Origin of the sequence: Streptomyces iconiensis (genome assembly GCF_028657195.3) — a bacterium.
Taxonomy (GTDB): Bacteria; Actinomycetota; Actinomycetes; order Streptomycetales; family Streptomycetaceae; genus Streptomyces; species Streptomyces iconiensis.
On the sequence record NZ_JANCPR020000027.1, the window covers coordinates 98,920 to 112,439 of the forward strand.

The following is a 13,520-nucleotide window of genomic DNA, read 5'->3' on the forward strand; positions in this document are numbered from 1 at the left end:
ATGTCGGTGACACTCCCGTTTGGACAGGCACCTTCCAGCCACAGGAGTCGCACGGCCGCACCTCACCCGTAGAAACCCCTACCTCTGGTTCCGCTTGTCGGCGGCAGGGACAGCCTCGGGACAACCGGCCCACGCGCCCGGGAACCGGGCCGACCTAGCGTGAGCAGGTCAGTGGAACCGCGAGGGGCGGGGGGCCGGCGGTGCGGGTGGCGATCGTGGGTGCGGGCATCGGCGGGCTGGCAGCCGCCGTGGCGCTGTCGCGCCGTGGCATCGGCGTCGAGGTGTACGAGCAGGCCGCTGAGCTGCGCGAGGTCGGCGTCGGCATGCACCTGGCGCCCAACGGCAGCCGGGTGCTGCACCGTTGGGGACTGGCGGGCCGGCTGCGCGAGACCGCGGTACGGCCGGCCGCCCTGGAGGTACGGGACGGAGCGAACGGGAAGACTCTCTTCCGCCAGCCCATGGGCCGGAGCTGGGAGGCCGAATTCGGTGCCCCGTACTACACCATCCATCGGGCGGATCTTCACGGGATCCTCGCGGAGCGGCTTCCACGCGGATGCCTGCACCTGCGGAACCGGCTGGTGGGATTCCGGGAGCAAGTGGACGGCGTCCGGCTTGAGTTCGCAGGTGGCGGGCGTGCGGAAGCGGACGTGCTGGTCGGGGCCGACGGGGTCAACTCGGCCGTACGGCGTGCCGTCGCGGGACCGGATTCAGCCGTCTTCTCGGGCCACAGCGCCGTACGGGGAACCGTACCGGCGGTAAGCCTTCCCCGTCTGCCCGCGCGCACGCTGTTCGTCTGGACCGGGGCCGCTTCCCGGCTGCTGTGCTATCCGGTCAGCGGCGGCGCGCTGTGGACCTATGTGGCCGTACTGCCCGACGCCGCGCCGCGCCGCGAGTCCTGGAGCGCGGTCGCCGGCCCGGCGGTGCTCGCCAGGGCGTTCCGTGGCTGGAACCGCGATGTCACCGCACTCGTGGAGGCGGCGGACGAGGCGGGGTGCTGGGCGCTCCACGACCGCGAACCGCTGCCCTCGTGGACCAGAGGCCGCGTCACGCTGCTCGGCGACGCCGCGCACCCGATGCTGCCGCACCACGGACAGGGCGCCAGCCAGGCCATCGAGGACGGGGCCGCCCTGGCCCACTGTCTCGCCGCCGGGCCCACGGTGCCCAGCGCGCTGCTCGCTTACGAGGCCGTACGGCGTGCCCACACCACCCGGGTCCAGCTCGGTGCCAGGGACGGCGGTTCGCTGCGGCTGCGCCCCTCGCCAGGCGCGGGCGGCGGAAGCGGCGCGGCCTCGCTCGTCCGGGACATCGACTGGATCCAACGGCACGACGTGGAACGGGTGTTCACACAGGAGAGGAGTGGATGAGGAAGATGAGAGAAGAGCGCAGGACCACACGTACAGAGGAGGGCCCGGCCCAAGTGGCCACGGGGCGCAGGAGTTTCCTGCGCACCTCGCTGGGAGCCGCAGCCGTCGTCGGGCTCGGCGCCGCCGCCACGGGCACGGCACACGCCGGGACCACCGCACGGGCCGCCGGCGCCCGGCAGGCCGCGGAAGCGCCCGAGGCGGCGCGTGTCGCCCGTATCAGGCCGGGAGGCGACCCGGACTTCCCCGACGTGCCCGGCATGCTCGGGGACAGGAGGGCCAACGAGTTCTGGTACTGGTTCGACGAAGTGACGCTCTACAAGCCGTCAGCCGAGATCAACGCCGCCTATGAGGCCATCGAGAAGTACATCCCCGGCGGCCTGGAGACCGGTATCCGCGACCTGTGGCTGAAGCTCAGCGGCGAGCCCGGCTACCCGGAGAACTACGCCGCGCACATGCGCCCCGTCGACAAGGCACTGCGCGTCCTGTCCAGGGCCCAGCTCGGCGTCGTGGACAGGTTCTACCGGCCCAGGGACATCCGGCTGACCGCGGCCTTCTCGTGGTTCGGACAGGGCGTGCTCTTCGACCCGCGCAGGGCCGAGGCGCACTCCCCCGTGCACACCATGAACTTCGCCCCCGGCATGGCACCGATCGGCTACCACGTGTGGCACGCCTACATGCGGGCCATGATGCTGCGCGGTATCGACGCCGGCCGCTGGGCCGCTCTCGCACCGCTCAACGGGTTCGCCTGGGCGGTGCAGTCGACGGCCAAGCCCAGCATGACCGAGGTGAGCAAGCCGCTGCCGGCCGCGAAGGTGGTGCGGCTGGCAGCGACCTGGCTCCCCCGGAGCGCGCGCCACCTGGACGGCGCGTTCAGGTCGATCCCCTATCCGGTGGGGATCGAGTGAGCTACGGCGCCGATGCCGGTGCCGACGGCAGCACGGGCACCGGCACCGGCACCGGCTGGACTACAGCGTCAGCATCGCCCGCACCGGCACCCGGGAGTCCGAGAGCGGACGGACGGCGATGCGCAGCAGAGCGAGCGCGTTGTCGTCGCCCGCGATGCGGTTGGCGCTGAGTTCGCCGCAGGTCAGGCAGTGGTGGATGAGCAGCCACTCCCCGTTCTGACGCACGGACAGACCCAGCGCCGCCATGCGCCCCCGGCACCCGGAGGCGCGGTCGCCCGGCACGCGCCGGTCGACATGGAGGCTGCTGAGGCAGTGCGGGCAGTGGTTGCGGTGTGCGGTTCCGGGCGCCGCCATGGGTACGTCGAGCCGGCAGCCGACGCATCTGAAGGCGTCGCCCCGCTCACCGGGCAGCGCGTGTGCGCGCTCCTTGCGCCGCTGCGGGCGCACGGAGCGTGCGTGTCTTCTCGCCATGTCACACCTCGCCGAACACTTCGAGCGGGAACGGCGGTTGGGCCAGCGGACGCACGGCCATCCTCATCAGGATGAGGTGGTTGTCGTCCGGTGAGACCGGGTTCGACGTCAGCTCGTCGCACCGCGTGCAGCGGTGGATGACCATCCAGTCGCTGGTGCGCAGCACCGCGATGGCGATCGGCGTCATACGCGAGAGGCAGTCCGAAGGGCCGCCCTCGACGTGGTCGGTGACGTGCTGCGAGTGCAGGCAGCTCGGACAGTGGTTACGGCGCGCGCCGTCGGGTCCTGACAGGGTGACTGTGAGGCCGCAGCGTACGCAGGTGAAGGTGTTGGTCCGCAGAGTGGACACCGGTGGACTCCTTGCTGGAGATCTGTCTTGGGGCAGCAAGGGAGCGCCGAGCGGTCCTCGGTATCGTGTTCCGGCTCAGTCGGGACCGCGCGTCGCCGGAGGGGCGGTCGCGTGAGCTCGGAGAGGCGCGCTCGGCGCTTGCCGGAACATCAACACCTGCGTTTCCAGGGCGCGAACGCCCGATAGTCCGGCTGCCGGAGATGGCAGACCGGTGGTTCTCACGATTCACCGGTACCGTAACAATCCGCCGCCGAGGCCCGCCAAGGGTTTTTCTCCGCCGCCCCCTGCCCGGTCCTGCCCCGCCCCCGCGCATGTACGCGCACTCCACGCGAACGACGCGGGCCCGTACGCATGCCTACGCTGCCCCCATGCTGACTCCACCTGCCACGCCTGTGACGGTCGACCGGCGCGAGGGCCCCTACGGCGAAGTGGTGCTGCGGCGGCGCGGCACCCACTCGGCGGCCGGCGAGGTCTTCGAGATCATCGCCAACGGCTGCTTCCTCATGGACACTTCCGACGGCCGCTCCGAACGCCTCCTCGTACGCGCCGCACTCACCGCGCTCGATGAGCAGAACGGAGAGGACCTGCCCGCTGGGCCGGGCGGCAGGCGGGCGCCGCATGTGCTGATCGGCGGCCTCGGCATCGGCTTCTCGCTGGCCGAGGCGGCGCGCGAACCCCGTTGGGCGCGCGTGACCGTGGTCGAGCGCGAGCCCGCGATCCTGGACTGGCACCGCGAGGGCCCCCTGTCGCCGTACTCCGGCGAGGCGCTGGCCGACCCGCGTACGGAACTGGTGCGGGCCGACCTCCTCGCGTACGTACGCGAGGCGCCCGCTGCCGGCCGCCGCTTCGACGCGCTGTGCCTCGACATCGACAACGGCCCCGACTGGACCGTCACCGAGGAGAACTCCTCCCTCTACTCGCCCACCGGGCTCGCGGCCTGCCGCGAGGCGCTCGCACCGGGCGGCGTACTGGCCGTCTGGTCGGCCCGGCCGTCGCCCGTATTCGAGAATTCCCTGCGGAATGAGGGGTTCTGCCGCGTTAGGACCGAAGAGATCCACGTCGCCCGAGGCGTCCCCGACGTGGTCCACTTCGCAGTACGACCGGCGTAGCCGAGGCGCGCGGCAGGCCCTTACGCTGCTGTGCGAAGAAAGCCGGAGAGAGCCAGCAGGGGCGGGGCCGCATGGACCACAAGAACACCACTCAGACACCTGGCGGTTCAGCCGCCGCCAGCACCCCTGGCGCCCAGCGTCGCATCCTGGTCGTGGAGGACGATCCGACCATCGTGGATGCCATAGCCCGCAGGCTGCGCGCCGAGGGTTTCCAGGTCCAGACGGCGGGAGACGGGCCCGCCGCCGTGGACACCGCGGAGGCGTGGCAGCCCGATCTGCTGGTCCTGGACATCATGCTGCCGGGCTTCGACGGCCTGGAGGTCTGCCGCAGGGTCCAGGCACAGCGCCCCGTACCGGTGCTGATGCTCACCGCGCGGGACGACGAGACCGACATGCTCGTCGGCCTCGGTGTGGGCGCCGACGACTACATGACCAAGCCGTTCTCCATGCGCGAGGTCGCGGCCCGTGTGCACGTGCTGCTGCGCCGCGTCGAGCGGGCCACGCTGGCGGCGCACACGCCCCGCAGCGGGATACTCCGGCTCGGCGAGCTGGAGATCGACCACGCGCAGCGCCGGGTGCGGGTCACGGGTGAGGACGTGCATCTGACGCCGACCGAGTTCGACCTGCTGGTCTGCCTGGCGCACTCGCCGCGCGCCGTGCTCTCGCGCGAGCAGCTGCTGGCCGAGGTGTGGGACTGGGCCGACGCCTCGGGCACGCGCACGGTCGACAGCCACATCAAGGCGCTGCGGCGCAAGATCGGTGCCGAGCGCATCCGCACGGTGCACGGCGTCGGGTACGCGCTGGAGACCCCCGCACCCGGCACGCCCGGCGCGCCAGGAGCACAGCCGACGCCGGTGACGGGCGCAGCCGTCGAGGGCTCCTGAAGGGCACGGAGGAGGGCGGCGAGGTGTCCGCTTCCGTGGTCAGGTGCCGGCGCGCTGCGGCGCGGTGGTGCGCCGGCCAGTGGGACAGGTTCTGGGAGGCGCTGCGCCCCCTGGACCCGTACCGCTCGGTCAAGGCGGCGCTGGGCGCGCTGGTGATCGTCAGCGTGGTGATCACCACGCTGCTCGCGCTGTTCGCCGTGCAGTCGGCGACGGAGCTGCGGGTGATCACCATCATCTCGATCGTCGCCTCGCTGCTGATCACCCAGTTCGTCGCGCAGTCGCTGACCGCGCCGCTGGACGAGATGACGGACGCGGCCAAGGCGATGGCGCACGGCGACTACTCGCGCAGGGTGCGGGGAGGACGGCGGGACGAGTTCGGGGAGCTGGCGGAGACCTTCAACCACATGGCGGCCGACCTGGAGGCCGTCGACCAGCACCGCAAGGAGCTGGTCGCCAATGTGTCGCACGAGCTGCGCACCCCCATAGCGGCGCTCCGCGCGGTGCTGGAGAACGTCGTGGACGGCGTCTCCGAGGCCGATCCGGAGACGATGCGCACGGCGCTGTCGCAGACCGAGCGCCTCGGCCGGCTCGTGGACCATCTGCTGGACCTCTCGCGCCTCGACAACGGCGTGGTGCCGCTGCGCTCGCGCCGCTTCGAGGTCTGGCCGTACCTGGCGGGCGTGCTCAAGGAGGCCAACATGAGCAAGGGCTCGGGCCACGCGCGTACGGACGTCCATCTGCACCTGGACGTCTCCCCGCCCGAGCTGACCGCATACGCCGACCCCGAACGGCTCCACCAGGTCGTCGCCAACCTGATCGACAACGCGGTCAAGCACAGCCCGCAGCACGGCCGCGTCACCATCAGGGCCCGACCGGGCGAGAGCGCGCAGGAGCGGGGCAGCCTGGAAGTCGACGTGCTCGACGAGGGGCCGGGCATCCCCGAGTCGGAGCGGCTGCGGGTCTTCGAGCGCTTCAGCCGCACGCAGAGCGCGGAGCGGGTGCGCGAGGGCGGCGGGACGGGCGGCACGGGGCTGGGCCTCGCCATCGCACGCTGGGCCGTCGATCTGCACGGCGGCTTGATCAGGGTGGCCGAATCGCCCCGGGGCTGCCGGATCCAGGTCACGCTTCCGGGAGAGCCGCCCTTGCCAGGTTGACGTAGGGTCGCTGGTGAGGCCCACGTGGACGTGGGATGAGGGATGTGTGGTCGCGGAATCACGTCAAAACCGTTGGTGATTCCCGCCAAATCCGGGGCCGAAACCGCGCTTCTGATGTGACTTAGGTGACCAAGGGGCGGCCCGGACTCCACCAATCGTCCGGAGAGGCGTAGCCTTTATTTCCGCTGTCCACCACCTAAGGAAGCGGAAGAGGGCGGTTGCCGCCGTGTCGTCACAGTCCCCCAATAGCTCACCGAGCACCTCCCCTGAACGGAAGGACGGGCAGGGCAAAGACCCTGCCTCCACGTCGTTCGGGCCCAATGAGTGGCTCGTCGACGAGATCTACCAGCAGTACCTCCAGGACCCGAACTCGGTAGACCGAGCCTGGTGGGACTTCTTCGCTGACTACCAGCCAGAGTCCTCAGAAGCAGCCAAGGCCGCGCCCGACGGCGCGGGAACGCCGCGGGACGCTCAGACCCCACCGAGCGCTTCCACGCCGCAGCAGGCGCAGCAGAGCGCCCCGCAGCCGGCGGCCCAGGCCCCGGCGGCCGGGCAGGCGCCGGCCCAGCAGGCCCCGGTACCGGCACCCGCGCAGCCCAGCGCGAGCCCGGCACCGAGCGCACAGCAGACGCCGAGCGCACAGCAGGCACCGGCCGCTCAGCCGAAGGCCGCGGCTCCCGCCCCGGCCCCCGCGGCGAAGCCGGCTGCCACCCAGAAGGAGCAGCCGGGCCAGTCCGCCGCTTCCGAGGGTCCGGAGTACGTGCAGCTGCGCGGCCCGTCGGCGGCCGTGGCGAAGAACATGAACGCGTCACTGGAGCTGCCCACGGCCACGTCCGTGCGCGCCGTGCCGGTGAAGCTGCTGTTCGACAACCGCATCGTCATCAACAACCACCTCAAGCGCGCCCGCGGCGGCAAGGTGTCCTTCACGCACCTCATCGGCTACGCCATGGTGCAGGCGCTGAAGGCGATGCCCTCGATGAACCAGTCGTTCACCGAGAAGGACGGCAAGCCGACCCTGGTCAAGCCGGACCATGTGAACCTCGGCCTGGCCATCGACCTGGTGAAGCCCAACGGCGACCGCCAGCTCGTCGTGGCCGGGATCAAGAAGGCCGAGACGCTGACCTTCTTCGAGTTCTGGCAGGCGTACGAGGACATCGTCCGGCGCGCGCGGAGCAACAAGCTGACCATGGAGGACTTCTCCGGGGTCACCTGCTCCCTGACCAACCCGGGCGGCATCGGCACGGTGCACTCCGTGCCGCGCCTCATGCCGGGCCAGGGTCTGATCATGGGCGTCGGCGCCATGGAGTACCCGGCGGAGTTCCAGGGCACCTCCCAGGACACCCTGAACCGCCTCGGCATCTCCAAGGTCATGACCCTGACGAGCACCTATGACCACCGCGTCATCCAGGGCGCGGCGTCCGGCGAGTTCCTGCGCACGGTGGCGCAGCTCCTGCTCGGCGAGAACAACTTCTACGACGAGATCTTCAAGGCGCTGCGCATCCCCTACGAGCCGGTGCGCTGGCTCCAGGACATCGACGCCTCGCACGACGACGACGTCACCAAGGCGGCCCGGGTCTTCGACCTGATCCACTCCTACCGGGTGCGCGGCCACATCATGGCCGACACCGACCCGCTGGAGTACAAGCAGCGCAAGCACCCCGACCTGGACATCACCGAGCACGGACTCACGCTGTGGGACCTGGAGCGTGAGTTCGCCGTCGGCGGTTTCGCCGGCAAGTCGATGATGAAGCTGCGCGACATCCTGGGCGTACTGCGCGACTCGTACTGCCGCACCACCGGCATCGAGTACATGCACATCCAGGACCCCAAGCAGCGCAAGTGGATCCAGGACCGCGTCGAGCTGACGCACGTCAAGCCGGAGCGCGAGGAGCAGCTGCGCATCCTGCGCAGGCTGAACGCGGCTGAAGCGTTCGAGACGTTCCTGCAGACCAAGTACGTCGGCCAGAAGCGCTTCTCGCTGGAGGGCGGCGAGTCCGTCATCCCGCTGATGGACGCGGTGATCGACGCCGCGGCCGAGTCCCGGCTGGACGAGTGCGTGGTCGGCATGGCGCACCGCGGCCGGCTGAACGTGCTGGCCAACATCGTCGGCAAGCCGTACGCGCAGATCTTCCGGGAGTTCGAGGGCAACCTCGACCCGAAGTCGATGCACGGCTCGGGCGACGTGAAGTACCACCTGGGCGCCGAGGGCACCTTCACGGGCCTGGACGGCGAGCAGATCAAGGTCTCGCTCACCGCCAACCCCTCGCACCTGGAGGCCGTCGACCCGGTGGTCGAGGGCGTGGCACGGGCCAAGCAGGACATCATCGGCAAGGGCGGCACGGACTTCACCGTGCTGCCGCTGCAACTGCACGGTGACGCGGCCTTCGCGGGCCAGGGCGTCGTGGCCGAGACGCTCAACATGTCCCAGCTGCGCGGCTACCGTACGGGCGGCACGATCCACGTCGTCATCAACAACCAGGTCGGCTTCACCGCCGCACCCGAGTCGGCGCGCTCGTCGATGTACTCGACGGACGTGGCCCGCATGGTCGAGGCCCCGATCTTCCATGTGAACGGCGACGACCCCGAGGCCGTCGTGCGCACCGCGCGGCTCGCCTTCGAGTACCGCCAGGCGTTCAACAAGGACGTGGTCATCGACCTCCTGTGCTACCGCAGGCGCGGTCACAACGAGACCGACAACCCGAAGTTCACCCAGCCCCTGATGTACGACCTGATCGACCGCAAGCGCTCGGTGCGCAAGCTGTACACCGAGTCGCTGATCGGCAGGGGCGACATCACCCTGGAGGAGGCGGAGCAGGCGCTCCAGGACTTCCAGGGCCAGCTGGAGAAGGTCTTCACGGAGGTGCGCGACGCCACCTCGGCGCCGGCGCCCGCCGAGGTCCCGGCGCCCCAGCCCGAGTTCCCCGTGCACGTCGACACCGGCATCAGCCAGGAGGTCGTCAAGCAGATCGCCGAGTCGCAGGTCAACATCCCCGAGCGGGTCACCGTGCACCCGCGCCTGACGCCGCAGCTCCAGCGCCGCGCGCAGATGGTCGAGGACGACACCATCGACTGGGGCATGGGCGAGACGCTCGCCATCGGCTCGCTGCTGATGGAGGGCACCCCGGTCCGCCTGGCGGGCCAGGACTCGCGCCGCGGCACCTTCGGCCAGCGGCACGCCGTGCTGCTGGACCAGAACTCGGGTGACGACTACACGCCGCTGCTGTACCTCACCGAGGACCAGGCGCGCTACAACGTCTATGACTCGCTGCTGAGCGAGTACGCGGCGATGGGCTTCGAGTACGGCTACTCGCTGGCCCGTCCCGAGGCGCTGGTCATGTGGGAGGCGCAGTTCGGCGACTTCATGAACGGCGCGCAGACGGTCATCGACGAGTTCATCTCGTCGGCCGAGCAGAAGTGGGCGCAGACGTCAGGGGTCACCCTGCTGCTCCCGCACGGCTACGAGGGCCAGGGGCCCGACCACTCGTCGGCCCGCATCGAGCGGTTCCTCCAGCTGTGCGCGCAGAACAGCATGACGGTCGCGATGCCGTCGCTGCCGTCGAACTACTTCCACCTGCTGCGCTGGCAGGTCCACAACCCGCACCACAAGCCGCTGGTCGTCTTCACCCCGAAGTCGATGCTGCGGTCCAAGGCGGCGGCGTCCGCGACGGCGGAGTTCACCCAGGGCGGCTTCCGCCCGGTCATCGGTGACACGCGGATCTCCTCCGGGCAGGGCGACCCGGCACACATCCGCAAGGTCGTCTTCTGCTCCGGCAAGGTCTACTACGACCTGGACGCCGAGCGGCAGAAGCGTGGCGTCACGGACACCGCGATCATCCGGCTTGAGCGGCTCTACCCGCTGCCCGACAAGGAGATCCAGGCCGAGATGGCGCGCTACAGCGGCGCGGAGAAGTTCGTGTGGGCCCAGGAGGAGCCCGCCAACCAGGGCGCGTGGCCGTTCATCGCGCTCAACCTGGTGGACCACCTGGACCTGATCATCGGCTCGGAGCCGGTGCCGAACGCCGACCGGCTGCGCCGGGTCTCGCGTTCGTCCTCGTCCTCGCCGGCCGTCGGCTCGGGCAAGCGGCACGCCGAGGAGCAGAACGAGCTGATCAACGAGGTCTTCGCGATCTGACCGGCCGCGTACGGCACCGCCCGTACAGGCAGCAACGGGAAGCCCCCGCCGCGACTTTCGCGGCGGGGGCTTCCCGCGCTCCGGGCTCCCCGCGCGCCGGACTTCCGTACGCCGGGCTTTCAGGGACCGGCCCCCGGCCCTCAGCCGAGGTAGGGCTCGTAGTCCCAGTAGGGGCGTGTCCGCTGGCGTGCGGAGAGCGTGTGGTGGTGCTGGGCGCCCAGGGAGCGGGTGAGCCGCTCCAGCACCTCGGCCTCGACCGCGCGTGCCTCGTCGCGGCGGCGCAGCCCCCGGAGGTCAGCGGCGTTCGCGACCATGCACGAGAGGGTCAGCGGGTGGTCGGCACCGAGCGTCTCGCGGGCCCGCTCGAACGTGTCCCGGCTCAGCTCGAAGGCGTCGTCCAGTGCCTCGCTCAGGTTCCTGCCGCCGCTGGTGTTGAGGGCGCAGCCCAGGGTCGCCGGGTGGTCGGCGCCGAGCAGCGAGGTGAGCCCGGCGAGCGCCTGCTCGAACATGTTCAGCGCGCCGTCCCGCTCGCCCTCGGCCTGGAGTACGAGGCCCGCGTTGGACTGCATGGCCGTGGAGACGGGGTGCGCGGGTCCGAGCAGTCTGCGGAAGCCTTCCTCGGCCTCGGTGAGCAGTTCCCTGGCCTGGGACAGGTCGCCGTGCTCCCGCAGGAAGTTGCCGTAGTCGGTGAGCAGCGCCAGCGTCGAGTAGTGGCGGCGGCCGTGCACCTGCTCCTGCTGGTCGAGCAGCGACGCCATGGCGGTGGCCATGTCCTGCCGTGAGGTGCCCGCTCTGCGCTGGCACAGCAGCAGGTTGTGGCGGGCCAGCAGGGTCTGCGGGTGCTGGGGGCCCAGCACCTGGAGGTGCAGCCGCATGCCCAGCTCCTGGCGGGCCAGCGCCTCCTGGTAGCGGCCCATCAGGCGCAGGTCGCGGGCGCAGGCGTTGCCGGAGGAGAGGGTGTTGGGGTGGCGGGCGCGTAGCACCTGCTCGCGCTTGCGGAGGGTGTCGAGGTCCACGTCGTACGCGTCCTCGTACCGGCCCAGCAGGCGCAGTCCCACGGCCAGGTTGTGCTGGGCGAGGAGGCTGGTGCGCTCCTCCGGGCCGTAGAGCCTGCGGGTGGTCTCGACGACCTCTTGCTGGAGCTTCAGCGCGTCCTCGTACTGGCCCAGGGGGCGCAGGTCGGCCGCCAGGCAGCTGGTGGCCTCGACCAGGGCTTCCTCGTCGGCGCCGGGGATCTCCAGCAGCCGGTCGCGCCGGAAGGTGTCGAGGTACTGGGCCTCGCGGAAGCGGCCTGCCAGGCGCAGCAGGTTGCCCTGCTGGGTGGTGAGGGCGCCCAGGCGCGGGCCCGCGACGTCGAGGAACTCCTCCCACTTCTCGCGTACCGCCTCGGCGAGTTCGGCCCCGAGCGTGTACTCGCCGCTGGTGTAGCAGTAGCGCAGGCAGTTGAGCAGCATCTCCTGGACGCGGCCCTCCCTGCTGGAGTGCGCCTCCGAGGCGAGCAGATGCGGGATCAGCTCGGCGTAGCGGGGCCACTGCCTGCTGTCGTTGGGGGCTCCGGGGTCCGCCTCGACGAGGAGCCGGTGCACGATGTCGCGGTACACCTCGCTCTTCCTGCCCCCGGTCAGCTCGCTGATGACGCTGTGCACCACCTGGTGGATGTGCACGGAGTCTTCCTGCTCGCCGTCGCCCGCCGGGCCCCGGCTCTCGCGGGTGAGTACGGAGTAGCTGACGAGGGAGTCCAGGGCGCGGGCCCAGCCGGCTCCGTCGCTGCTGATCCAGCGCATCTGGTCGGGGAGTTCAGCGCCGGGGATGCCGCGCGCGAGGCCGAGGGGGATGCGGCCCGGCGCGAAGACCGCGCACAGGGAGAGGAGTTCGACGGCGCGGGGCTCGGACTTGCGCAGCTTGTTGAGGAGGATCGACCAGGAGGTCAGGGAGGAGACGGGGTAGTCGTCCGGCATGGAGTGGCTCTCCAGCCGGGTGAGCCCGACCCCGCGCACCATGCGCAGGTACTCGGGCACCTCCATGCCCTCCTGGCCCAGCCAGGCGGCGGCCTGCGCGAGCTGGAGCGGCAGGTCCTGGAACTCGCTGGCGACCTGGTCGGCCTGGTCGACACTGATGTGCGGGGCGCCGCGCATGAGGTAGCCGGTGGACTCGGCACGGCGGAAGGCCGTGATGGGCTTGATGTCCGTGCTGGAGCGCCAGTTCTGGTTGCGCGAGGTGATGAGGACGTGTCCCGTACCGCCCTGGGGCAGGTAGGTGATGGCGTCCTCCGGCTCCTCCCATCCGTCGAAGATGAGCAGCCAGCGCCCTGAGGGCTCGTTCCTGCGCAGGGTGTCGCGTACGGCGCGCACGCGCTCGCCGACCTCGGCGACGCCGCCGAGGCCCAGCTCTCCGGCGAGGGAGCTGAACGCCTCGCGCTGGGTGTTGCGCTGGTCGCAGTTGACCCACCACACGACGTCGTAGTCGGGAGCGAAGCGGTGCGCGTACTCGGCGGCGATCTGGGTCTTGCCGATGCCTGCCGTGCCGACGAGGGTGCATACGGCGGCGCCGTGTTCGGCGTCCATGAGCTGCTGCTGCAGATCGCCGAGGATGACGTCGCGGCCGGTGAAGCGGGCGTTGCGGCGCGGGACCTCGCCCCAGACGGCGGGCGGCTCGTTGGGGTAGCGGCTGGAGCCGGCCGGGGGGAGGTTCCTGAGCCGGCGGGGGCGCAGCCCGAGCCTGTTGAGCAGGCGCCGCTCGGCCTCGTCCTCCCCTACGCCCCAGAGGTTGACGGGCTCCAGCACGGCGGTGGCGGGCAGCAGTTCGCGGTTGGTGAGGTTGACGGCGGCGAACTCCCCGGCGTGCTCGGAGACGAAGCCCCGCAGCACGGAGCTCCAGTCGGTCTCCGTACGCGGCCCGAGCTGGAAGAACAGGTCGCTGATGACGAGGACGACGCGTCCCGTGGCGAGCTGGAGGTCGCCGAGCGCCTCCTCCAGCGGCTGTTCGCGGTCGGGGTCCCAGCGCTGGAGGGTGGTGCGATGGCCGTGGTTCTCCAGCTTGTGCGCGATCCAGCTGCCCCAGGCACGGTGGTACCCGGGAAAGACCACCACGAAGTGCTCGGACTCCTGCCCGGGTGGCCCGCTCTGAGCCGGTTCCCGCTGAGCGACCATGCG

9 protein-coding genes are annotated in these 13,520 nt (G+C 70.9%); 6 read left to right on the forward strand and 3 right to left on the reverse strand.

The features are described from left to right. The first annotated feature begins 200 nt into the window (after positions 1-200). Entirely contained in the window at positions 201-1,364 is a 1,164-nt protein-coding gene (locus tag NMN56_RS25475; protein ID WP_274040647.1) for an FAD-dependent monooxygenase, read from the forward strand. Continuing rightward, positions 1,361-2,269 (forward strand): hypothetical protein, encoded by a 909-nt coding sequence (locus tag NMN56_RS25480; RefSeq protein ID WP_274040648.1) that lies wholly within the window; start codon positions 1,361-1,363, stop codon positions 2,267-2,269. The genes NMN56_RS25475 and NMN56_RS25480 overlap by 4 nt, the downstream gene beginning before the upstream one ends. Positions 2,270-2,329: 60 nt before the next feature. On the opposite strand, the gene NMN56_RS25485 is transcribed toward NMN56_RS25480, so the two are convergent. After that, positions 2,330-2,740 (reverse strand): RNHCP domain-containing protein, encoded by a 411-nt coding sequence (locus tag NMN56_RS25485; RefSeq protein WP_274040649.1) that lies wholly within the window; start codon positions 2,738-2,740, stop codon positions 2,330-2,332. Between the two features lies 1 nt (position 2,741). After that, positions 2,742-3,089, reverse strand: a complete 348-nt coding sequence (locus NMN56_RS25490; protein ID WP_274040650.1) for an RNHCP domain-containing protein — start codon at positions 3,087-3,089, stop codon at positions 2,742-2,744. A gap of 368 nt (positions 3,090-3,457) precedes the next feature. On the opposite strand from NMN56_RS25490, the gene NMN56_RS25495 reads away from it, so the two are divergent. The 4 genes from NMN56_RS25495 to NMN56_RS25510 all read left to right on the forward strand — a co-directional run bounded on the left by NMN56_RS25495 (position 3,458) and on the right by NMN56_RS25510 (position 10,368). After that, entirely contained in the window at positions 3,458-4,198 is a 741-nt protein-coding gene (locus NMN56_RS25495; RefSeq protein ID WP_274040651.1) for a spermidine synthase family protein, read from the forward strand. 71 nt (positions 4,199-4,269) lie between these two features. Further along, the gene (locus NMN56_RS25500; protein WP_274040652.1) at positions 4,270-5,082 is read left to right on the forward strand and encodes a response regulator transcription factor; all 813 of its coding nucleotides are present in this window, start codon (positions 4,270-4,272) and stop codon (positions 5,080-5,082) included. Between the two features lie 23 nt (positions 5,083-5,105). Next, positions 5,106-6,236, forward strand: coding sequence for a HAMP domain-containing sensor histidine kinase (locus NMN56_RS25505; RefSeq protein ID WP_274040653.1), 1,131 nt, complete (start codon positions 5,106-5,108; stop codon positions 6,234-6,236). Between the two features lie 226 nt (positions 6,237-6,462). Further along, positions 6,463-10,368 carry a multifunctional oxoglutarate decarboxylase/oxoglutarate dehydrogenase thiamine pyrophosphate-binding subunit/dihydrolipoyllysine-residue succinyltransferase subunit gene (locus tag NMN56_RS25510; protein ID WP_274040654.1) on the forward strand — a complete coding sequence of 1,302 codons (3,906 nt, stop codon included), beginning with the start codon at positions 6,463-6,465 and terminating at the stop codon, positions 10,366-10,368. Between the two features lie 140 nt (positions 10,369-10,508). Here the strand turns inward: NMN56_RS25510 and fxsT are convergent, their stop codons facing one another. Continuing rightward, positions 10,509-13,517 (reverse strand): FxSxx-COOH system tetratricopeptide repeat protein, encoded by a 3,009-nt coding sequence (gene fxsT / locus NMN56_RS25515; RefSeq protein ID WP_274040655.1) that lies wholly within the window; start codon positions 13,515-13,517, stop codon positions 10,509-10,511. Positions 13,518-13,520 lie beyond the last annotated feature (3 nt).

Coding starts and splice junctions, on each gene's coding strand:
- NMN56_RS25480 (WP_274040648.1), top strand. CDS start 1,361: ATGAGGAAGATGAGAGAAGAGCGCAGGACCACACGTACAGAGGAGGGC.
- NMN56_RS25485 (WP_274040649.1), bottom strand. CDS start 2,740: ATGGCGAGAAGACACGCACGCTCCGTGCGCCCGCAGCGGCGCAAGGAG.
- NMN56_RS25495 (WP_274040651.1), top strand. CDS start 3,458: ATGCTGACTCCACCTGCCACGCCTGTGACGGTCGACCGGCGCGAGGGC.
- NMN56_RS25500 (WP_274040652.1), top strand. CDS start 4,270: ATGGACCACAAGAACACCACTCAGACACCTGGCGGTTCAGCCGCCGCC.
- fxsT (WP_274040655.1), bottom strand. CDS start 13,517: ATGGTCGCTCAGCGGGAACCGGCTCAGAGCGGGCCACCCGGGCAGGAG.